Raw genomic sequence first — 21,400 nt, 5'->3', positions numbered from 1 at the left:
GTGCGCCTTTACCAGGGCAATCATTGGTGGTACTTGACCCATCTCTAATGTTGGCGATTGATGTTTTTCCTTGTGAAGATGCTCATGCTCAAGAGCGTTCCCTATTACATAAAGTTTTGACAACAATCGAAGATGATGATGTGTGGATAGCTGACCGAAATTTCTGCACTTTGTAACTTTTTGAGTGGTATCGCAGCGAAAAAGGGCTATTTCATCATCCGAGAGCATCAATGTTTTCCTTGGTATGATGCCTCAGAATTTCGCCATATTGGTTCAGTAGAAGGAGGAACAGTTTTTGAACAAACAGTTAAAGTCAGCGATGATGAGGGCTATTTATCGAATATTCGGCGTGTAAAAATAATTTTAGATGAAACTACCCGTGATGGAGACTCAGAAATCTTTATCCTGACTAATCTCCCCACAAAGGTTGCTAATGCTTTAGTTGTAGCTCAAATCTACCGTAAACGTTGGACTATAGAAACTTTATTCCAGATTTTAACTGAAATATTTAATTGCGAAATTAAAACCCTCGGTTATCCTAAAGCTGCTATGTTTGCTTTTTGCGTTGCCTTGGTTTCTTATAATATCCTTTCTGTCGTCCTAGCTGCTCTGAGAAGTATTCATGGCATTAAAAAAATCGAGCAAGAAGTGTCAAGCTATTATCTCGCTGATGAAATTCGCGGGACTTACCGTGGCATGATGATTGCAATTCCCCCAAAGGAATGGAAGATTTTTGCAAAAATGAATCTAATTGAATTGACCAACATACTTCGAGATTTGGCAGCGCGCGTTAATTTAGTTGTTTTTGCGTCCCACCCTCGCGCACCAAAAAAGACAAGAAGGGCACTAAAACGTACTCGTCCTTCCAGACGACCGCATGTTTCTACAGCTAAAATTCTATCCCAAAAATAATACCTAAAAACAGACACCTTGAAAGGGCTGCCTTTCTAAAAACTAGATTTTAGCTCAGGTAGTACAAGGATTTCAGAAGAGATCACTGACAATGAGCATTTTCTTCTTCGGAGGTTTCAGTGAGTTTTGACCGCGATCGCGGTTTGTTATTCGTCCCACCTTCAACACAAGATCACATAAAAGGTGTGCTGAATGCCACAGTAGTGCTGGTGATGTATGGGGACTATGAATGTTCTCAAAGTGCAGACGTTTACAGGCTGATTAAAGTCATTGGGCGACAGCTTAGTGTTTCTTTGGGGGAGAATTATTTATGCTTCATCTTCCGTCATTTTCCACAGATAGAGATTCATTCTCATGCTCAACGTGCGGCTGAAGTGGCTGCTATCCAAGGTCAATTTTGGCAAATACATGAAATGCTCTTCAGCCATGAACAAGAGTTGGGAAATGGCTATCTCGTGGAGTATGCCAATAATCTAGGACTTGATATTTCCCAATTTTTGCAGGATTTATCCAGAGGTGTGCATGTCAATCATATCAATGCAGATATCGAAGGTGGACTGCGAAGTGGAGTGGAGGCTGCACCCGTTTTGTTTATTAATGGAATTTGCTATCTCGTAGGCGTAGCCCGCCGCAGGCATCGCTGGACTGTTGAGCAAATAATGGCAGCCATTGTTACTGCAAATGATTAAGGTTTTTGATGCTTATCCCAACAAGTATTTCAGAGAGGAGTATTTCATAACTTCTATACCGATGACAAGAACCAGAGATTTCAGCAATTTAGCAAGAATACAGAGGCGAGGTTCTGTTGTTGTAGTTGGACATTCCTATGGTGAAAATGTAATTACGGGTGCGGCGGCTGGCAATCCACAGGTGAAAGCTCTGGTTTATGTTAATGCTTTCGCACCAGATGTTGGTGAAAAGACGAGTGATTTGAATAAAAAGTACGCAGCCCCTCCGATTAGTACGGCGATTGTGTCTGATGCCGCAAACTTTCTCTATATCGATCGCGGGAAGTTTCACGAATTTTTTGCCCAGGACGTATCGAAGGCTGAGGCGCGAGTGATGGCAGCAACCCAAAAGCCGATCGCTAGCGCCGCGTTTGAGCAATCAGTGAATTAAATTGCTTGGAAAACGATTCCTTCTTGGTTTATCGTGACTCAAAGCGATCGCGCCATCAACCCTGAACTTCAACGATTTATGGCTAAACGGATTGGAGCTAAGACAACCGAAGTTAACTCCAGTCATGTTCCTTTTATCTCTCATCCAAAAGAGGTTGCCAAAGTGATTGAAGCAGCCAGCACTCCTGTGAAGCCCAATCCTAAGAGAAGCAGTTTCTCGGTACATACAAATAGAACAGACCTAATTATTGACTCTAGGAGATCCGCTCGTGCCGACTCAAAATACAGGTATCACTGAAGTCGATCGCAGTCAACCCTTACTGCATCAACATGGATATGAAATTCAGCAGTATGGTACTCTTCGTGATTTGCCAATTGTTCTCAACCCCAGTGCCCGTAGCGAAAGTTGTGTTTTAGTCAATCAAATTTTGGCAGATACGATTATTCTCTATCACCTTTACAAGAAACATCACTGGTTGATGCGCGGACATACGTTTTATCAACTGCATCTGTTACTCAACAAACACGCTAGCGAACAAATTGAGTTAATTGATGTACTAGGTGAACGGGTACAAACACTGGGAGGCGTGGCAATCGCAGACCCGCGTCATGTAGCAGAAGTCACTAAGATTAAGCGTCCGCCCAACGGCGTTGAGGAAGTACCTGTGATGTTGTCGCGGTTACTAGAAGCCCACGAGTTAATAATTGGGGAATTGAGAGTGGCGATCAATAAAACAGCAGCAAATCAAGATAGTGGCACTAACGATTTGTTAGTGAGCCAAGTTCTGCGAACCAATGAGACGCAAGTTTGGTTTCTGGCAGAACATTTGGTGGATACACCATTGGTACGCAGTTAAAGTCAGCAGATTGGGTGTTGTAAATGAATGACTAACAGTATTTCAGCGATCGCTTTTTAAATGTTACTACTCGAAGCGGGTAATCCAGATACAAAACCAGAGATTTTCATCCCAGCGCAGTGCGTCAATCTACTAGGCTTAGAGGTGGACTGGAGCTATTTCTCTGAACCAGAACCCTTCTTGAATAATCGCAAAATCTTTTGTTCCCGTGGCAAAGTCTTGGGAGGCAGCAGTTCGATTAATTTCATGATGTATGTCCGAGGTAATCATCATGATTATGACCACTGGCAGGAGTTGGGAAATCCCGGTTGGAATTACCAGCATGTTTTGCCTAGAGTGATGAAGCACTCATTGCTTATATCCGCAACAATTGCAACACAGTGTGGCATCCCGTTGGCACTTGCAAAATGGGCATTGACCCAATGGCAGTGGTCGATCCTGAGTTGCGGGTACATGGGGTTGAGGGATTGCGAGTTGTTGATGCCTCCATCATGCCAACAATCACCACAGGAAATACGAATGCACCGACCATCATGATTGGTGAAAAAGCAGCTGATTTAATTAAAGCAGGTCGCACAGCACGAACGGTTCTCAGCAAATCTAACGTCGAAAATCCGGCGTATTCATCTATTTAGAAACGGGCGATTGTCTTTGAGCAATCTCAGATTATCATACCTGTTGAGCGTTTATTGGTCGATGTTAGGTAAATAGAACACTCGATCTCTGTAAAGGAATACACAATGGCACTGATTACAACACCATTCGGACGACATTCCACCGCCGCCGAGGTCGTAGAAGGAATTGATCTTTCCGGCAAGCGGGCGATCGTTACGGGAGCCGCATCGGGCATCGGCTTAGAAACGGCGCGGGCACTGGCTCAAACTGGAGCGATCGTCACACTAGCTGTGCGTAATACCGATGCTGGAGCGCAAGTCGCGGCTGACATTATGGCTACTACTGGGAACCGGAATCGCTATATTTTGTAACCAAAGGCGACAAAGGTTGGCAGATCGAAGGGTTGCTCAATACCCGGAAGTTAACGCTAGAACGTCAATTTTTCTTAGACGACTTTGACTCACTAAGCGCAGAGGCTCAACGTCAAGTGACCGACCTCGTTTCAAGTCTCAAGCAGCCTCATCAAGCAGATCAATCAAAGGAGATGTAAGGAATGGTACGCTTGTTAAGATACAAAAGATGATCGCCCTCGCTCCCCAATACGGGCTAACTATTTTTCCTCCTGGCTCCACTCTCCATTAGTAACTGACCGCTTTAAACCCAACAATAAAAGGATTAGCATAATGAGTAAACTAGAAGGAAAAATCGCTCTTGTGACGGGTGGCAATAGTGGTATTGGTCTTGCCACAGCTAAACAGTTTGTTGCTGAAGGTGCCTATGTATACATCACGGGTCGTCGCCAAGTCGAACTGGATGCTGCTGTAGAAGCCATTGGTAAAAATGTTACGTCTGTGCAGAGCGATGTTTCTAATCTGGCAGACCTTGATCGCCTGTTTGCCACTATTAAGCAAGAGCAAGGACACCTCGATATTATCTTCGCTAATGCTGGAGGTGGACAAATTGCCCCACTTGGAGCAATCACTGAGGAACACTTTGACAAAACATTCAACGTAAACGTCAAAGGTTTGCTGTTCACTGTACAAAAGGCACTGCCACTGTTACCAGAGGGCGCTTCTATTATCCTGAATGCTTCGATTACTTCTATAAAAGGTACGCCAGCTTTCAGTGTTTACAGCGCCACCAAAGCCGCCGTGAGATCGTTTGCTCGAAATTGGATACTCGACCTCAGAGAACGTAAGATCCGAGTGAATGCCATTAGCCCTGGTGTGGTTCCGACTCCTGGTTACGATCATTTGGGGCTGAATGACCAGCAGTTGCAAGAATTTGTGGACAGCCAAGCCAGCACCATCCCACTGGGACGAGTCGGCAAACCCGATGAGATTGCCAAAGCCGTTGTCTTTCTCGCTTCAGATGACAGCAGCTTTGTGAATGGCATTGAATTGTTTGTCGATGGCGGTATGGCACAGATTTGAAGTCCAAAAGGAGTTAAAGATGAAGCTGATCTCTGTTAATGTTGGCCTGCCGCGTGAAGTGACCTGGAAAGGAAAACCCGTCCGCACTGGAATTTTCAAAGAGCCAGTTAATTCGAGAGTGATGGTGCGTGAACTCAATTTAGATGGCGATCGCCAAGCCGATCTCACCGTTCATGGTGGAGTGGACAAAGCCGTATATGTCTATCCCTTTGAGCATTACGACTACTGGCGAAGCGAATTGCCTGACACAGAGTTAACGCCAGGAATTTTTGGTGAAAATTTCACAGTTACAGGATTTAAAGAAGAGGAAATTAACATTGGCGATCGCTTTAAAATCGGCAATGTAGAACTAATGGTGACTCAACCGCGCTTACCTTGCTACAAACTAGGGATTCGCTTTGGGCGCTCGGATATGGTGAAACGATTTCTCGCCAGTCGTCGCACCGGATTTTACTTTCGGGTTTTGCAAGAGGGCGAAGTTGGAGTCGGAGACACTTTAGAGTTGATAAGTCGAGATACCAACAATATTACTGTTACTGATATCACTAAGCTTTATGTTCGTGAGCGAAACAATCCAGAGTTACTGCATCGTGCAGCTCAACTCCAAGCGTTACCCGAAAGCTGGCGGGACTACTTTCAGGAGCAAATCCGTCAACGCCCTTCGGGCGGGGAAAAGGGTAAAGGTTAAAGGGGAAAGGGAACCCCGTAACTAAAGTTAAGGGCTTGATACGAGGGCGCTATATTTCTCGTACTACGTATCTGGAAATACATCTTTTTTCCTTCTCCATGTTTAAAAACAGTGGCTTGCGCCCTTTTCCCTTTCCCCCTCTTCGGTCGTCAGGATGTGAGATAGATCGACCTGTTGTAAAACGCCATCATGTCACTTTTATCACTATACAAGGAGTAATCCCATGACGACATATCGCACAGTTTTGATCGATGGTTTAGATATCTTCTACCGTGAAGCTGGTTCCCGTGATAATCCAACGATTCTGTTATTGCACGGCTTCCCAACGTCATCTCACATGTTCCGTAATCTCATACCAGCACTTGCTGATAAATTCCATCTTGTTGCGCCTGACTATCCGGGTTACGGCAACAGTTCGATGCCAACTTTAAATGAATTTGACTACACGTTTGATCGCTTGGCTGAGATTGTGGAAAAATTCATTGCTGCAATTGCTCTCAAAAACTACAGCCTTTATGTGATGGATTATGGCGCACCGATTGGCTATCGGATTGCCGCTAAATATCCAGAGCGCGTGCAATCTCTGATTGTTCAAAATGGCAATGCTTACGAGGAAGGTCTGCGCGAATTCTGGGAGCCGATTAAGGCATACTGGCAAGAGCGATCGCCTGAGAATGCCCAAAAGCTCAAATATCTTGTCAGTTTAGAAGCAACGAAGTGGCAATATACCAACGGTGTTCGCAATTTAGAAGCGATCAGCCCCGATACCTGGACTATCGATCAACATTTCCTCGATCGCCCCGGCAACAGTGAGATTCAACTGGCACTGCTGTATAGCTATGGTACGAATCCACCACTTTATCCCCAATGGCAGGAGTATTTTCGCCAGTATCAACCCCCTACCCTGATTGTTTGGGGCAAGAACGACTATATCTTTCCTGCTGACGGTGCTTATCCCTACCAGCATGACTTGAAAGACGTTGAGTTCCATCTACTCGATACCGGACATTTTGCTCTGGAAGAAGAAGGCGATGCGATCGCAGATCATATTTGTCGCTTTCTGACCACTCACGTTGTAGAGAACACCAAGCTAACCACTAGTACCGTAAGGCGGAATTAAAAATTAAAAATTGAAAATTAAAAATTAATACGCCATAAGCATTTCATCGATTTGGAATGGGTGGTTTATTTACTCTGTGCTGTACTAGTAACAAATAGTTTTGGCTGGGAAACGATGTCAATAAAAAGTGATTGTCATTACTACAATTACTACTGATCGAGCATCACTGTTAAACCAATTAACTTAACAGTGTCATTTCAACAGATTGTTTACTACTTATCAAAGGAGAATGTCATGGTTGCTCAAGCAAACTCGCAAGCAGCAAAAATTTTGGAAGTTGCGGATGATCCACGTCTTTCCAAAGGAACGAAGGAATTTTTGAAATTGCTAAATTCAGGGGGTGTGGCGCTGGAGAAACTCACTCCACTCGAAGCACGTCAAGTTCTTGTAGATGCACAGGCTTCGGTTTCAGTAGACCTTTCAGGCATTGAAGAGTCCCAAAAGACGATTACTGCTGATGGTTATTCGATTACCCTTGATATTGTACGACCTGAAGGGGTCAAAGGTACATTGCCTGTTTTCATCTTTATTCATGGTGGTGGTTGGGTGCTGGGTGATTACCCAACACATAAGCGCATGGTTCGCGATCTGGTTGTGCTTTCAGGGTTTGCAGGGGTCTTTGTCAACTACACGCGCACGCCAGATGCTCAGTATCCCCAGGCAATCAATGAGATTTATGCTGCAACTAAATGGGTTGCCGAGCATGGCGAGGAGATTGGCGTGGATGGCAAGAATTTGGCAGTCGTTGGCAACAGTGTCGGCGGAAATATGACAGCAGTCACTGCTTTGAAGGCAAAAGAAAACGGAGGGCCACACATTAAGCTGCAAATCCTGATGTGGCCCATTGTAGATGCGGATTTTGAAACGAATTCTTATCACGAATTTGGCGATCAGCGTTTTCTGACTGTACCAACGATGAAGTGGATGTATGACATGTACATCCCTGACCCAGAAAAGCGCAAAGACATTTACGCATCTCCCTTACAAGCGACGGTTGAGCAACTCAAAGGCTTGCCTCCAGCATTAATTGTGGTTGCAGAGAGCGATATATTGCATGACGAGGGCACAGCCTACGGACGCAAGCTTGATGAAGCTGGGGTAGAAGTGACAACGGTGCAGTATAACGGCATGATTCATGACTTTGGACTGCTCAATGGTTTAGCCGAGCTGCCAGAAGTCCGCTCTTTGTTTGTTCAAGCTGCTGCCCAATTGAAGAAATATCTGCAATAGGATGCGATCGATGTTTTTAGGGAAAGGAAAAGACGCTCTTCCATTGCTTTGCTGCTTACCGAGTTAGCGTAGGGGAAAAGGGGAAAGCGGAATGGCACTAAGTTAATACACAGCGATTGCTGTGACTAGTTCCTAGCCTGGAGGCTAGGAACTAATTCTGAGAGCCTCCGCCTCCAAAGGCTTGATCGCTGGCAGAGCCTCTCGAAATACATTCTCAGCTTACAGGCTGGGAACAGCGTGCAACAAGACTTTCAGCTTATCTTAGTGCCATTTTGATCGTAATACAAACTACTCTCAGGTACTTATCTGCTATGAACAGCCACACACCGAGCGCTAGGGACATTATCGGATCATCACCGTTGATTGCGATCGCAAACGAAGCACCACCCAAGCTGATTGTCGATCCACCGCTTCCCGAACCGCTAGCACAAGGACGCGTCTTTATTCAGTACCGGACGGAGAATCTGCGCGTGTTGCCAGTATTTGGCAAAGGCGCTCTGGAAGTATCGCCGCGCATCGGTCATATCCACATCACCGTTGACGACGCGCCGTGGCACTTTGTCGATGCCAGTGGGGAAACGATCGTCTTAGTTGGATTGAAACCTGGGGTACACAAGGTGCTGATCGAACTAGCTGACCCCACGCACAAAGTAATCACTAGCGAAACTGTGGAGTTTACGCTGCCCGATTCTAAGAAATCATCATGAAAAAACTAGAGGTAAAATTGCAGTTGTGACGGGGGCATCTGGAAAAACGCTGCACATCGCGGTGGTATTCATCGATCTGTATTAAACTGCTTTTGAGGTAATTCGGTCGGCACGCATTTACAGCAAAATTCAGAATCCAGAAGTAAAACAAAGTTCATACCTGGCTTTGAGACTTAGTTTGTCTACTTCATCAACTTAAAATTTGCTGTAAATTTAATTCAACCGTGCTGAGACGTTGGCAAAGCCTCTCGGAACGAGAATCGCGATTCTAGTGCTTACATACTATGAACAACCCCGAAAATCCTCGACCACCCTTGCCGCCTTTTGATAATGAATCCGCTATCCAAAAAGTCCGAATTGCAGAGGATGCTTGGAACACACGTAACCCTGAATTAGTATCACTCGCTTACACGTCGGATAGCATTTGGCGCAACCGCTCAGAATTTCTATCTGGTCGTGAGGCGATCGTCCACTTTTTAACACGTAAGTGGCTTAAAGAATTGGACTACCGTCTGATCAAAGAGCTTTGGGCTTTTCAAGACAACCGCATTGCTGTCCGATTTGCTTACGAATGGCATGATGATTCCGGCAACTGGTTTCGCTCTTACGGCAATGAGAATTGGGAGTTTGACGAACATGGATTCATGCGATGGCGTATTGCCAGCATCAACGACCTGCCAATTCACCAAAGCGAACGCAAATACCACTGGATACTAGGTCGTCGTCCTGACGAGCATCCAGGATTGTCAGACCTCAATCTTTGAAAAGCCCAACGACTATATCACTCAGTTTTTATTTTACAAGAAATCCACTGCTATGAATGCAAACACGTTACTCTTGGCTCTGTCAATCAGTATTTTAGCCAATTTTTCCTTAAGAGCTTCTGCTGATTCTACTGCTGGCATCATCCTGAGTACAAAATGCCAGGGTCGGTACAACATCAATATTTGGCAGAATTATACGAACGGTGAATTGCTCTATCGCGCGACCAGTCCCAACGGTAATTTAAGTTTGGGCAAAGGAACTAGCCAAGCGACGGAAGGTGTTCGAGTGTATAAGTTTCGGAGTGGAATTTATGAATATTGGGTGTGGGATGGCACGTTGGATAACCCGCAGTCTGGAACTTTAGAGGTGTATAAAAACAACCGTCTCTTGATGAAGCAAGCTTGTAGAAAAAGTTGAATCAATAGCACGAGTGTTATGCACTTTTTGTCAACCCAGCTAGGACAAGCATCTTGTGTTACGCTTGCCAAATACGTTATAGCTAAAACCTTCTTAGTCAGCCAGTTTTTCTGAAATTTATAACACCTTCTAGAAGTCGCATTCACCCGATTAAACCCAAAGGATATAGAAGTGGACACTCAACACTATGACGACATTATTATCGGCGGCGGCAAAGCGGGTAAAACACTGGCACCAGCGCTAGTCGCTGACGGACGTAAAACCGCTCTGGTTGAACGCAGCTTAAATATGATTGGTGGCGGGTGCATTAATATTGCTTGCATTCCTACTAAAACTATGGTGGCGAGTGCTAATGTGGCAAACACAGTGCGAAATAGTGCCGTTTATGGTGTTAAAGCTAATACACCTATCGTTAATTTAGCAGAGGTGATCCAACGAAAACGAGCGGTTGTGCAATCTGCGCGTGAAATGAACTTGCACAATTTAGAAATGGCTCTCGATAACAACTTGATTATTGGCGAAGCAAGGTTTGTTGCTCCCAAAACGATCGCAGTAACGACCACTGAGGGGAACAATCGCTTACTTACCGCCGAACGGTTATTTATTAATACAGGCACACGACCGTTAATTCTATCCATTCCCGGACTCACAGAAGTTGAGTTTTTAACGAGTGAGTCGATTATGGAGCTAGAATATTTGCCTGAACACCTAATCGTGCTTGGTAGTAGCTATATTGGTTTAGAGTTTGCCCAGATGTTTCGGCGCTTTGGCTGTCGCGTTACTGTCATTGGGCAAAGTGAGCAAATCCTGTCACAGCAAGATCCAGATATAGCGATCGCAGTTCAAACACTGCTAGAACAAGATGGTATTGAATTCTTGCTGAAGGCGAAGGTGTTAAGGGTTGCTCGCACTGATCATGAAACCATCCTGCAAATCCAAGTTGGCGATCGTGAAATCACCCTTCAAGGGTCGCATTTGCTCGTCGCCGTTGGTCGTGCGCCCAATACCGATAGCTTAAATTTAGCTGCTGCTGGTATAGCAACCGATACACGCGGGTTTATTCAAGTCAATGATCGCCTAGAGACAAATGTACCCGGAATTTGGGCGTTAGGCGATATTAATGGCGGGCCGCAATATACCCATATATCGCTCGACGATTATCGCATTATCAAAGCCAATTTAATTGATGGGGGCAACCGGAGTACAGGCGATCGATTGGTTCCATCGTGTCTATTCATCGATCCAGAACTGGCTCATGTGGGCTTGACTGAAACCCAAGCACAGCAACAAGGATATACAATCCGTGTGGCGAAGGTGGATGCGTCAGCCGTTCCGAGAGCAAGAACACTCGGTCAAACTGATGGACTTCTGAAGGCGATCGTAGATGCAGATACAGGTCGTATTCTAGGGTGTTCCCTGTTGTGTCATGAAGCAGGTGAAGTGATTTCAACTGTGCAGATGATGATGCAAGCTCAGATGCCCTACACCGTTCTGCGCGATGGTATTTTGACTCATCCCACGATGACCGAAGGGTTAAATATATTGTTTTCCAAGTTGTAAAAAGACAGTAATTGCAGACTCAAGGACTTACCAAATAAACGACATTTCACTCTTGAAGGTCAAGTAGACATAGCATGATTAGTAAAACATCTAAAGTCGGTATTATTGGTGCAGGTAATGTAGGTGCAAACGTTGCAAATGCTTTAGTTCTACTCGGTAGATGTGTAAGGGTTGTCCTTTTTGACCGAACCTTATCAAAAGCTGAAGGACAAGTATGGGACATTGAAGACAGCATTCCCCTACTTAAAGAGATGGAAATTATACCATCAAATCAGTATGAAGATTTAGCTGATTCAGATATCATTATTGTGACTGTTGGGGTGAAGCAAAAACAAGGACAGACCCGATTAGATACATTGAGCGACAATGCAGAGATTATACGTTCGACAATCAAAGAATTGGATCGAGTTGCACCGAATTCAATCGTACTTATCGTTAGCAATCCAGTGGATGTACTCACGCGCATTGCGATCGCTACTTCCACCAGAGCAGAAAACCTAATTTTCGGTTCGGGAACCGTTCTTGATACTGCTAGACTAAGATATCAACTTGGAAAGCGACTGAATGTTGCAAAACAAGACGTTCATGCTTATGTGATTGGAGAGCATGGAGACAGTGAATTTGTCGTTTGGTCTAGTGCATTTATTGGGGGAATTCTATTAACTGAATTTCCCATACTACAAGAAGCAACGCTAGAACAAATTCAGCAAGAGTACGCACAGTTAACTCGTAAACGAGGCTATAACATTTTTGAACGCAAAGGAAATACAAGCTATGGTATATCAACAGTAGTTTGTCAGTTAGTTGATACTATCCTGCGAGATGAAAAGCAAATATTTCCAGTATCGGCTAGAGCAGATTCTAACTATGGAGTTGGCAGTGAAGTTGTTCTTGGACTTCCATGTATCATTGGCTCAAAAGGTATTGAGCGCCAACTGCTGTTATCAAGAAATGCTTATGAACAACGCTTATTAGAAGAATCAGCCAATAAACTCAATGAAGCCTATAATTCTTTGCATAATTAAAATCATTTAACTGGAGAACAGGAAACTGCTCATCCATTTATTTTATCAGGCGCGATTTTACAATACTTTGGACAGTTTTTAAGCGACTTGTCAGAGTGTTGGTGCACAGTAGTTGCTGTTCATGACTTTAGTTGCACTGTGAGGCTATGGGATGGCGAATGTACTGTTGGATTGCAACATTTAAAGTCTTTCAACTACTTGCCTGCCGAGTGTGAGCAGATACAGGTGATTTGCAATGTCTGCGACGGACTACACCTACGCATCCGGGTGTATTCGAGTGGGCTGGAGGAGTCGGTGCAGAAGTTTTTGGAGATGCTGGGAAAGCTGAAGCGGGCTTATTTGACGGCTTTGGAGGAGAAAGTATTGAGGGTTTTGGAGTCGGAATCTAAAGCGGAAAAAATGCTTTTTTAGAAATCAAACAATTAATAATATATTAGTACAAAAAAACTACTAAGACGCTTTGCAGTAGTTTCAAACTGCGGTAGTCACTAACATTAAAATTAGGTTCAGTCGAGCATTTAATTGATGAAATACCATTAAAACGCATATATAACGTGAACGAGTCCAGTGAAACTTCTATAAAAGGACAAATTGAGGACTACATTTGTGGTGATGTGAAATATATACTCAGAGATATGGAATATTCAAAGGAACAAAAACAGCAATTAGCGAATGAAATCAGCCTATTAATAGGGTATTCTACAAAAATATTTACTCTCAGTCCTAGTAGTCTGCCAAGGAAACTTTGCGTTGTGGTCAGCAGAGGAGCAGAGGGGCAGAGGGGCAGGGGGGAAAGACTTACTGCAAGTTTCTCCCCTGCTCCCTTGCTTACCTCCACGTAGCAATTTTGGGTTGGTACACTACTAGAACTGCAATCTTTTTTCATAGATTGACAGACTACTTAGCGAGTATGGACATCACAGCTTACTCAGTGTCAAGGTTGCTGTCCGAATCCATCTAAAATTTTATTTAAAGACTGTTGCCTTCATGTACATGAATACTGAAACATTCACCAATTCTCCAGATATTTACTCAATTTTGAGTCGAACTCAACGCTTGCGAGTTAGTGATGCAGAGATTAAACCCGTTTTAGATGGTTGCTCTAATACTTCAAAGTTGCTCGTGCTTATTTGGTCGCAGTTAGGAGATTTTGATAACTTAGAATATGCTTGGTGGCTGCGAAAAGAATTTGAAGAGATTGAAGCCAGAGGAATCACAATTCGGGCTATTGGAATTGGAAACCGCAATTCTGGGATCAAGTTTTGCGAATATACTGGCTTTCCTCAAGAATGGTTATTTGTGGATGCAAAGGCTGAAATTCACGAGCTTTTACGGCTTTATCGCGGCTTATCTATACAATTTCCTTTGCTATCAAGTTCACAAAAAGCTTGGCTTAATTTAATCTTAATGTGTGCAGGAATTGGTAGCACTGGAACTCTCAAGGAAGTTTTTCGGGGTTACAAAGGTGATAAAAAAGCACCTCAATTAATTGCTGATGAGGAAGTTATCAAGGATATACCTTTACCACCAATAAAAGGTTCGTTTTTCAAAGCGGCTGGAGGAAAAGGTTTTCAGCGCCCATTTGAATTAGCAACCCTGCGCCTGCGAAACATGACTGAAGTTTTGAGAAACTGGAATATTTATGTACCAGATTCATCTTATTTGACACAACGGGGAGGCACTTTTCTATTTGATTCCCAAGGTCAGTTAATTTACGAACATCGCGATCGCGGGATTCTTGGTTTTGCTGAAAATATGAGCAATCCCTTATCTTTTTTGTATAAGTTTGTATAAGTAATTAATCAGCAAGGGTGGGTGCAATACCGTTCGGTTAAGAAATTTACTCGTTTGGGCAGGCAGGGGGAGCAGGGGGAGTAGAGCAGCAGGGGGGAAAGAATAGCTTTTCATAAACTCTTTACCTCCCCTGCTTCCCCTGCTTATCCGAACCGTATTGGGTGTTGGGCGATTGTCAGCGCAGTGAATGACTTTAGTTGCACCCTGATACCAATTCATAATGGGCAACTCTTGGAGACGCTAAAAGCTAACGCCCTGCTTTGCTAATGCAATTAAAAAACTTAGATACAGCAAGGTTTTCAGGGTTTACATCTGCATCAAATTTTTCGTTAAATGGTATGATACTAAATCCGGTTATTAGAAACCACTTATAATCAAGAAAAAATAACCCCAGAAAATGAGATGCCTAAAAAATGTCAAAGCCAGTTACCAACTAAAACATAAGGTGCCCAGTAGCCAGGACGATTGTAATTGGGATAATCTTTTAATAACTTTACTTGGGCACGACGCAAGGCTTCAGCCTTTGTTACCTCATTTTTAACTAACTCACGATAAAATTCACCAATTAAGATCGCAGTAGATTTATCACTGATATGCCATAGTGAAGCTAAGGTACTACGGGCGCCAGCTTTCACGGATGCTCCTGCTAGCCCTAGCGTGGCGCGATTGTCACCAGTAGCAGTTTGACAAGCACTTAACACTAGCATTTCCAAAGCTTCTGAGCGAGTTTGATCTCGACGGCGTAGCAGGCTATCAAATTGCGTGACGTTGATCGGCCCATCACCTGCAAGTATAAAAGTATTCTCAATACTGGAACTAAATTGACCGTGAGTTGCCAGATGTAACACATTAAAGGGCACAGCATTAACCTTACTCTCTAAGTTTTTACTGGTGAAGTCCCGATCTAGTAATTGGGTGGTAGATGCGATCGCTTGGGAAATAGAGTCGAATTCTGACTTAATTTCTGGTAGCGGTGGAAATTGCTGTTGAAAGCCTTGTGGTGGTTGCACTAACCCGGCAGCTAGTACATTGAGTTTTGTTTGTGTCAAGGGTTTGAGTGCGAGTAACTGGAGTCCTAAGCTGAGTGCTACAGCGTATTTTTCTACCAGATATTGCTGACCGTCATACAATACGGCCATTGGCACATTTCGTAATATTCCATCCAGTACAAATACAAGGGTTTTTACTCCATTATCTTTTAAATCTGACTCAATTTCTTTAATTAACCATCCATAAACTTCCTGTGATAACGCTTGCACTTCCTCAGTTCGATCAGGTTCTAATAGATACTCTCTGAGTTGTTTTATAGTACCTTCTACTTCTTTCTGGGACTTATTTACTGTATAATTACGCAGTGGGTGGTTAGGAATTTTGACAATCACTTGGAGTTGGTCAGGCAGAATAATGGGATAAATGATTGCAGTTGTGGGATTATCTTTATCTACCACCGTGTCAAGCAAAACAGTTTTGGCATTAATGCAAGCTTCCCGGAAAAAGTCGTCTAATTCCGCTAGTTGCAGTGCTTCAATCCTCTGTCTAGCTTTGTCTAGGATTGGTTCGCTCGGATGAGTTTGCTGAAACTGCAACAATAATTCTACGGACTCTCGATATACAGGTTCTACACTTTCTTTAAAGGAAAACTGGACATCTCGATTCACAACCACTAAGTCACTACGGAGAGTCTGCAACTCACTAACCGCAGTATCATAGTTGGTAATAGCGCCCTCTATCTCTCCCTGCTGTTTTAACAAGCGTCCTAACTGCCAATGCCAACGATAAGCAATATCTGGGGCATTGATTGTTTGGGCTATGTTCAGTGCCTGTTGGGTGAGATTCTGGGCTATTGACCATTGTTTAGTTTGTTCGTATACACTACCCAAAGTCCCAAGGGCAAAGCTCTCGGCTCGTTTATCTGTCAAATTTTGAGCTTGTTGCAAGGCTCTGGCGCAGATTTGAGCGATCGCTTCGGGTGTAGTCCCGAATTTCATTAAGCTTTGAGCTAGATTAATCTGGGCATAAATAGTTGTTACAGAAGCAGGTAGTTGTGTAAGTTGAGTTTGAATTTGTGGCAATAGTGTCTGCACTGCGGCTGTTTGTCCCGTGTTTACTAGCAAGTTCAACTGATTAACTTGAGCCTGAACTTTACTAATCGAGTTTGGAGCGATCGCAGCAGCTTGCTGATAAAACTGTATTGCACTCTTAAAATCTTGTTGTACTTGTGCCGTGTTGCCTAAACTAAATAAAGCCGCGCTCACATCCTGGGGAGAATCCAATGTTTGGGCAATTGACAAACTTTGCTGTAATACCTGACGAGATTGATTCAAATCTCCGGCTAATTGCAGAGCATTACCAAAAGACCGTAATTCTACTGCTTTACTGACTGAATTAGGTTTTGATTGTAACTCTTCTTGCAATTGAGTCAAGATCGTCAAAGCCCGACGGTAAAATCCCAAAACTTGCCATGCTTGTGCTTGATTGATGCGATCGCGGATAATGCCATTGCGATCGCCTAATTGCCTATAGCTGACTTCCGCACGTTGCCAGGTGTTAAGTGCCTGTTCAGCTTGTCCCAAGTCTAGTTGAATACTACCTTGAATATCTAGAATTGGAGCCAAAACCTGAAGATTTTGGGAATAAGAAGATTTTTCGAGCAACTTCAAGCTATCTGTAATTGCCTGTTGCGCTGGTGGCAAATTACCCATTTTTTGATATGCCAACGCCAAATTACTTAATGCTACAGCTTGCTGCAATTCATTGCCCTGGCTGCCATAACTTTTAACTGCTTGTTGCAAGACTTTAACCGCTTCTGCAAATTGTCCTGCCTCATATAGCACTTTACCCTGTTGCAGCAAGTCTTGTGTTTGTGCAGGAGGATTTTGGATTGAGATTCCAAGAGTTGCGATACGTTGTGTCTCTATAGTTGCAGCAACAGGAACAGTAACGCACAAAAAAGCTGTCATCACAACCAAGAGGATGAAAACAGGCAATTTATGGATTTTAAAGGGACGAGTAAATAGGCAGGGGTACAGGGAGCAGGGAGCAGGGGAGAAAAACCTGTTGTATCCGTTATGTATCTGTTGCCACTGATTGTTTTTATAACTCTTGGGTTTCATAGGAATTCCTCCCCCAATTGGGGTAACGAATCATTGACTACAAGACATGGCAGAGGGAATAAAAGAACTTTGCCCATATTGAGCCACAAGCATAATATTACCGTTAGCATCAACAATCCACCCTTGAGCCTCCACAATCGGATCGCTAGATTTGGTTATAGATGCAGTAGATGATTTATCCGTGACTGTGTGTGTTACTTGTGCGGGCAAATCTACCCAACCAGTAATCACTGCTCGTCCCCGCAACGGTTCATTAGGACTTTGGGGTAATCCACCGCGTCCGGTGGCAATAAAGCTACTGGCATTTTGTCCTCTTCTAGGAGTGCAACCTTGGGCAATTTGTTGAGATGCATCCACAAGGTTAGAGGGTAGTTGAATTAAGCCGCGACTGGGGTCAGTATCTGGACTGTTGATAGTTACTTCCCCACTCACTCCCAATTGGGAACTTGCTGTAATGTCACTGTTTTCGGTTGGGCTTTTTTGCAAGAGAATACCGAAAATACCGTTTGTTGTAATGTTAACTCTACCACCAATCCCTGTGAAGGCATTAGCGCTGATATTGCTATTTTCGTTAGGGACTGCAACGATAAATTTTGAGTTGATATTGATGTTACCGCCATTGCCACCTAATTTTTCTGTACCTGCGTTGGTGGAGATTTGACTGTTGCGACGGAGTAAGAGTAAATCGCTGTTGAGGTCGATGTTACCACCGTTACCGGATGCAGATTCGGCGTTAAGTTTACCTTGGTTGTCTAAGGTAATTAGGTTTGAGTTGATTTCGATGTCGCCTGTGATTCCTGAACCAGTGGAACTGACGAAAAGGCCACTGTTAGCACCGATATTTAGTACGTTGTCAGGAAATTTAGTAATGCGATCGCTGTAACTAGGGTCAATACCGCTAATTATTAGTTTATCGTCAGCGTTGACAGTAATTTTACCTGCACGTCCATTGCTTGAGGTAGTGGTGGTGAGTTGTCCGCCGTTGAGTGCTTCAAAGACATTTGCATTTACCGTAATATCGCCACCCTTTTGATTATTTCTAGTGCGTGCATCCAGTAAAGCGCCGTTGGAGATGCGAAAGATATTGGTCTTTACGGTAATATCGCCACCAATACCAGTGGAATTAAAATAAGTAAATGTGAATAAACCACTAGAAAATTTGCTCTCTTGAGTAGTTCCAGAAACAGTTACTGTATCTTTCGCATTGATGCGAATATTCCCTGCACTCCCCTGTCCACGGGTTGAGGCAAGAAGTTGAGCATCGTCTTGTAATGATAAGTCACCAGAATTGATGGTAATGCTACCACCATTCCCAACACTCCCTGTTCCCACATAGCTGAAAATCCCACTGGGAAAATCGTTTTTCTCCCCAGAGATATTAACAGCACCTGTGACTTTAACATTGACATTGCCTGCATCCCCCCGTCCTGCTGGCTGGGTAGCAGATGCACCACGAGTAATAGTTAGCAGTTGAGCGCCATCAGTGAGTGACAGTGTTGTAGCATTGATGTCGATATTGTTTCCTTTACCTACGCCTCCTGCTTCTACGGTGCTAAAGATGTCACCATTTGCAAGGTCAATAGCATTTTTTGCACCCACTGTCACATTCCCTGCATTCCCCACTCCTGAAGTTGAGGCAGAAAGTTGAGCGCCGTCACTTAGAGAGAACGAGCCAGAATTGATAAAAATATTACCCCCATTTCCAACTCCTCCGGTGAGCAAAGTACTGCGGATAGCACTGTCTGGCCCCGCAACTTCTACTTTTCCTATGGTATTGAGGGTAATATTTCCCCCCTGACTGTTAGGTGAATCTAAACCTTGTCCACCAGTGCTAGCGACGAGTCGAGCGCCATCACTTAGAGAGAACGAGCCACTTGAGATGTTTATATTTCCCCCATTACCTCTTGCTCCCGTTCCTACATCGGTGAAAATTGCACTGGGAAAATCGTTTTTCTGCCCAGTAATATTAACAGCACCTGTTACCAAAACATTTACATTGCCTGCATTCCCTTGTCCTGCTGGTTGGGTAGCAGATGCTTCAGTAGCAGTTAGCAGTTGAGCGCCATTAGTGAGTAACAGGGTGGCTGCATTGATGTTGATATTGCCTCCTTTACCTACACCTCCTGCTGACACCGTACTGAAGATGTAAGCATTACCTGCAAGGTCAACAGCATTTTTTGCACCCACTGTCACATTGCCTGCATTCCCCTGTCCAAAAGTTGAGGCTTCAAGTTGAGCGCCATCACTTAGAGAGAACGAGCCAGAATCGATGGTAATGTTACCCCCATTCCCAACAGTCCCCGTTTCCACATTGCTGAGAATCCCACTAGGAAAACCGTTTTTTTCCCCAGAGATATTAACAGCACCTGTGACTTTAACATTGACATTGCCTGCATCCCCTTGTCCTGCTGGTTGGTTATCAGATGCACCATCAGTAGTGGTTAGCAGTTGAGCGCCATCAGTGAGTGAGAGTGTTGTAGCATTGATGTTGATATTGCTTCCTTTACCTACGCCTCCTGCTTCTACGGTACTGAAAATATCACCATTTGCAAGGTCAACAGCATTTTTTGCACTCACTGTTACATTTCCTGCATTCCCCACTCCTGAAGTTGAGGCAGAAAGTTGAGCGCCATCAGTAAGTGACAGTGTTGTAGCATTGATATTGATCTTGCCACCATTACCATTACCTCCTGCTTCTACGGTGCTGAAAATGTAAGCGTTACCTGCAAAATCAATAGCATTTTTTGCACTCACTGTTACATTCCCTGCATTCCCCACTCCTGAAGTTGAGGCTTCAAGTCGAGCGCTATCACTTAGAGAGAAGTCACCAGAATCGATAGTAATGTTACCGCCATTGCCTTTTGAATCCTGACTCACAAGATTGAGAATCCTACTCCCGGAGTCAGCAACTTTGATTTCCTCCGTAGCATTAAGCGTAATATCCCCCGCAGTCGCCTCTGGTTGACCCAAACCAGAGGCGATACCAGCAGAAAGCTGACTCCCTCCCAAAATATCTATATTGCGGGCATTAATCGCAATATCACCACCACCAGCAGCTTTTACATACACACGCGCTTGATTGGTAAGTGACACCGAAGCACGAGTCACATTAAGAGGAAATTTCAAGCTGAGATTATCGCCATTAAAAAGAAGATTGACATTTCCAGGTGCTGCTAACCCCCCTAATTCAACTCTCCCACCATAAGCATTTAACTGTCCACCATCCATGCTGACATTACCACCCACTAGCAGCAAACCTTTACCATCTCCTACTCGTAAACCAGATGCATTAAAACCTGCGGGATTTATTCCTGCTGGTGCAATTGACCTGTTTTCAATTCTGCCAGCAGTAATTTGATTGAATAATAACGCCGAAGGATTAACTGTTAGTAATGGGGAAGGAGTCTGAGGATTAGTTGCGCTAAATTCCAAGCCATTGCCAAATACAAAAGAATTCGCCGTAGTCCCTACAAATGAACCCGCCACATCTAACCGTGCATTGTTCCCAAATAAAATGCCGTTGGGATTGATAAAAAACAAATTTGCGCCACCATCTACCCCCAATGTGCCGAGAATATTGGAGATATTACTTCCGGTCACTCGTGTGAGAATATTGGAGATTCCCGTGGGACTGGCAAAATAAACACGCTGGGATTCTCCAAGATTAAATTCCTGGAAACTATGGAACAAGTTTGCACCGCGAATTGCTCCACCATCAATGCGGTCAGCAGCACTACCTTTAATATTGACATTGGGAGCGATTATTGAAGAGTTATTACCCAATGTTCCATCAGGAGTAATCTGGGCTAAAGCGTTATTTTCACAATAAAATATGACATGAGCAAGCACTCCAGTAATGCTAAAAACTCTTAATAAATCTGAGCGCCAATTCCTATCTCTACAGATTGCCATATCATAACCAGCTTTGCCTGCTCATTTTCTATCTGTGAATATGTTACACATTAGTTGCCCGAATTCAATAAACGACTACCCGAATTCAATAAACGACTGCCCGAATTCAATAAACGACTGCCCGAATTCAATAA

At 43.9% G+C, this 21,400-nt stretch carries 19 protein-coding genes and 2 pseudogenes; 19 read left to right on the top strand and 2 right to left on the bottom strand.

Annotated features, from left to right (window positions below; all coding sequences use genetic code 11):
* Nucleotides 1–180 precede the first annotated feature (180 nt).
* The 19 genes and pseudogenes from RMZ43_RS35675 (at nucleotide 181) to RMZ43_RS35585 (ending at nucleotide 14,241) form a co-directional block, all read left to right on the top strand.
* Entirely contained in the window at nucleotides 181–912 is a 732-nt protein-coding gene (locus tag RMZ43_RS35675) for a transposase (protein ID WP_322652431.1), read from the top strand.
* 119 nt (nucleotides 913–1,031) lie between these two features.
* The gene (locus RMZ43_RS35670; protein WP_322652432.1) at nucleotides 1,032–1,601 is read left to right on the top strand and encodes a DsbA family protein; all 570 of its coding nucleotides are present in this window, start codon (nucleotides 1,032–1,034) and stop codon (nucleotides 1,599–1,601) included.
* Nucleotides 1,594–2,031, top strand: coding sequence for an alpha/beta hydrolase (locus RMZ43_RS35665; protein ID WP_322652433.1), 438 nt, complete (start codon nucleotides 1,594–1,596; stop codon nucleotides 2,029–2,031). Before RMZ43_RS35670 ends, RMZ43_RS35665 begins: the two co-directional genes overlap by 8 nt.
* Entirely contained in the window at nucleotides 2,032–2,328 is a 297-nt protein-coding gene (locus RMZ43_RS35660) for an alpha/beta fold hydrolase (RefSeq protein ID WP_428851003.1), read from the top strand. It abuts the gene before it with no gap.
* Complete coding sequence (locus tag RMZ43_RS35655; protein WP_322651956.1) at nucleotides 2,300–2,887, top strand: Dps family protein; 588 nt, start codon at nucleotides 2,300–2,302, stop codon at nucleotides 2,885–2,887. Before RMZ43_RS35660 ends, RMZ43_RS35655 begins: the two co-directional genes overlap by 29 nt.
* A 60-nt stretch (nucleotides 2,888–2,947) precedes the next feature.
* Nucleotides 2,948–3,175: pseudogene (locus tag RMZ43_RS35650) on the top strand (GMC family oxidoreductase N-terminal domain-containing protein); the annotation flags it as partial.
* 47 nt (nucleotides 3,176–3,222) lie between these two features.
* Nucleotides 3,223–3,522 (top strand): annotated as a pseudogene (locus RMZ43_RS35645) (GMC oxidoreductase); the annotation flags it as partial.
* Between the two features lie 105 nt (nucleotides 3,523–3,627).
* Nucleotides 3,628–3,873, top strand: a complete 246-nt coding sequence (locus tag RMZ43_RS35640) for an SDR family NAD(P)-dependent oxidoreductase (RefSeq protein WP_322651958.1) — start codon at nucleotides 3,628–3,630, stop codon at nucleotides 3,871–3,873.
* Between the two features lie 312 nt (nucleotides 3,874–4,185).
* Nucleotides 4,186–4,935: an SDR family oxidoreductase gene (locus RMZ43_RS35635; protein WP_322651959.1), complete on the top strand. Its 750-nt coding sequence runs from the start codon at nucleotides 4,186–4,188 to the stop codon at nucleotides 4,933–4,935.
* 19 nt (nucleotides 4,936–4,954) lie between these two features.
* A complete protein-coding gene (locus RMZ43_RS35630) occupies nucleotides 4,955–5,623 on the top strand; it encodes an MOSC domain-containing protein (protein ID WP_322652435.1) in 669 nt (222 codons plus the stop codon).
* Nucleotides 5,624–5,846: 223 nt separating this feature from the next.
* Entirely contained in the window at nucleotides 5,847–6,743 is an 897-nt protein-coding gene (locus RMZ43_RS35625; RefSeq protein WP_322652436.1) for an alpha/beta fold hydrolase, read from the top strand.
* Between the two features lie 189 nt (nucleotides 6,744–6,932).
* Nucleotides 6,933–7,973, top strand: a complete 1,041-nt coding sequence (locus RMZ43_RS35620) for an alpha/beta hydrolase (RefSeq protein ID WP_322652437.1) — start codon at nucleotides 6,933–6,935, stop codon at nucleotides 7,971–7,973.
* 272 nt (nucleotides 7,974–8,245) lie between these two features.
* Entirely contained in the window at nucleotides 8,246–8,680 is a 435-nt protein-coding gene (locus RMZ43_RS35615; RefSeq protein ID WP_428851002.1) for a DUF6130 family protein, read from the top strand.
* Between the two features lie 284 nt (nucleotides 8,681–8,964).
* On the top strand, nucleotides 8,965–9,444 hold the full coding sequence (locus tag RMZ43_RS35610; RefSeq protein WP_322652438.1) for a nuclear transport factor 2 family protein: 480 nt from the start codon (nucleotides 8,965–8,967) through the stop codon (nucleotides 9,442–9,444).
* Nucleotides 9,445–9,496: 52 nt separating this feature from the next.
* Nucleotides 9,497–9,862, top strand: a complete 366-nt coding sequence (locus RMZ43_RS35605; protein ID WP_322651965.1) for a hypothetical protein — start codon at nucleotides 9,497–9,499, stop codon at nucleotides 9,860–9,862.
* A 171-nt stretch (nucleotides 9,863–10,033) separates the two neighbouring features.
* Nucleotides 10,034–11,422, top strand: a complete 1,389-nt coding sequence (locus RMZ43_RS35600) for a mercuric reductase (RefSeq protein WP_322652439.1) — start codon at nucleotides 10,034–10,036, stop codon at nucleotides 11,420–11,422.
* A 74-nt stretch (nucleotides 11,423–11,496) separates the two neighbouring features.
* Nucleotides 11,497–12,447 carry an L-lactate dehydrogenase gene (locus tag RMZ43_RS35595; protein ID WP_322651967.1) on the top strand — a complete coding sequence of 317 codons (951 nt, stop codon included), beginning with the start codon at nucleotides 11,497–11,499 and terminating at the stop codon, nucleotides 12,445–12,447.
* Between the two features lie 230 nt (nucleotides 12,448–12,677).
* Nucleotides 12,678–12,836: a hypothetical protein gene (locus RMZ43_RS35590; RefSeq protein WP_322652440.1), complete on the top strand. Its 159-nt coding sequence runs from the start codon at nucleotides 12,678–12,680 to the stop codon at nucleotides 12,834–12,836.
* A gap of 604 nt (nucleotides 12,837–13,440) precedes the next feature.
* Entirely contained in the window at nucleotides 13,441–14,241 is an 801-nt protein-coding gene (locus tag RMZ43_RS35585) for a peroxiredoxin-like family protein (protein WP_322652441.1), read from the top strand.
* A gap of 416 nt (nucleotides 14,242–14,657) precedes the next feature.
* Here RMZ43_RS35585 and RMZ43_RS35580 read toward each other — a convergent pair whose 3' ends face one another.
* Both RMZ43_RS35580 and RMZ43_RS35575 read right to left on the bottom strand, forming a co-directional pair.
* Nucleotides 14,658–17,201, bottom strand: coding sequence for a CHAT domain-containing protein (locus tag RMZ43_RS35580; RefSeq protein ID WP_322652444.1), 2,544 nt, complete (start codon nucleotides 17,199–17,201; stop codon nucleotides 14,658–14,660).
* A 183-nt stretch (nucleotides 17,202–17,384) separates the two neighbouring features.
* The gene (locus RMZ43_RS35575) at nucleotides 17,385–21,266 is read right to left on the bottom strand and encodes a filamentous hemagglutinin N-terminal domain-containing protein (protein WP_428851001.1); all 3,882 of its coding nucleotides are present in this window, start codon (nucleotides 21,264–21,266) and stop codon (nucleotides 17,385–17,387) included.
* Nucleotides 21,267–21,400 lie beyond the last annotated feature (134 nt).

The sequence above is a fragment of the Nostoc sp. CmiVER01 genome (assembly GCF_034531135.2).
Classification (GTDB): domain Bacteria; phylum Cyanobacteriota; class Cyanobacteriia; order Cyanobacteriales; family Nostocaceae; genus Nostoc.
This window is presented reverse-complemented; position numbering and strand designations above follow the sequence as displayed.

Coding starts and splice junctions, on each gene's coding strand:
- RMZ43_RS35665 (WP_322652433.1), top strand. CDS start 1,594: ATGATTAAGGTTTTTGATGCTTATCCCAACAAGTATTTCAGAGAGGAG.
- RMZ43_RS35640 (WP_322651958.1), top strand. CDS start 3,628: ATGGCACTGATTACAACACCATTCGGACGACATTCCACCGCCGCCGAG.
- RMZ43_RS35635 (WP_322651959.1), top strand. CDS start 4,186: ATGAGTAAACTAGAAGGAAAAATCGCTCTTGTGACGGGTGGCAATAGT.
- RMZ43_RS35630 (WP_322652435.1), top strand. CDS start 4,955: ATGAAGCTGATCTCTGTTAATGTTGGCCTGCCGCGTGAAGTGACCTGG.
- RMZ43_RS35625 (WP_322652436.1), top strand. CDS start 5,847: ATGACGACATATCGCACAGTTTTGATCGATGGTTTAGATATCTTCTAC.
- RMZ43_RS35610 (WP_322652438.1), top strand. CDS start 8,965: ATGAACAACCCCGAAAATCCTCGACCACCCTTGCCGCCTTTTGATAAT.
- RMZ43_RS35605 (WP_322651965.1), top strand. CDS start 9,497: ATGAATGCAAACACGTTACTCTTGGCTCTGTCAATCAGTATTTTAGCC.
- RMZ43_RS35595 (WP_322651967.1), top strand. CDS start 11,497: ATGATTAGTAAAACATCTAAAGTCGGTATTATTGGTGCAGGTAATGTA.
- RMZ43_RS35585 (WP_322652441.1), top strand. CDS start 13,441: ATGAATACTGAAACATTCACCAATTCTCCAGATATTTACTCAATTTTG.
- RMZ43_RS35580 (WP_322652444.1), bottom strand. CDS start 17,201: ATGACAGCTTTTTTGTGCGTTACTGTTCCTGTTGCTGCAACTATAGAG.
- RMZ43_RS35575 (WP_428851001.1), bottom strand. CDS start 21,266: ATGGCAATCTGTAGAGATAGGAATTGGCGCTCAGATTTATTAAGAGTT.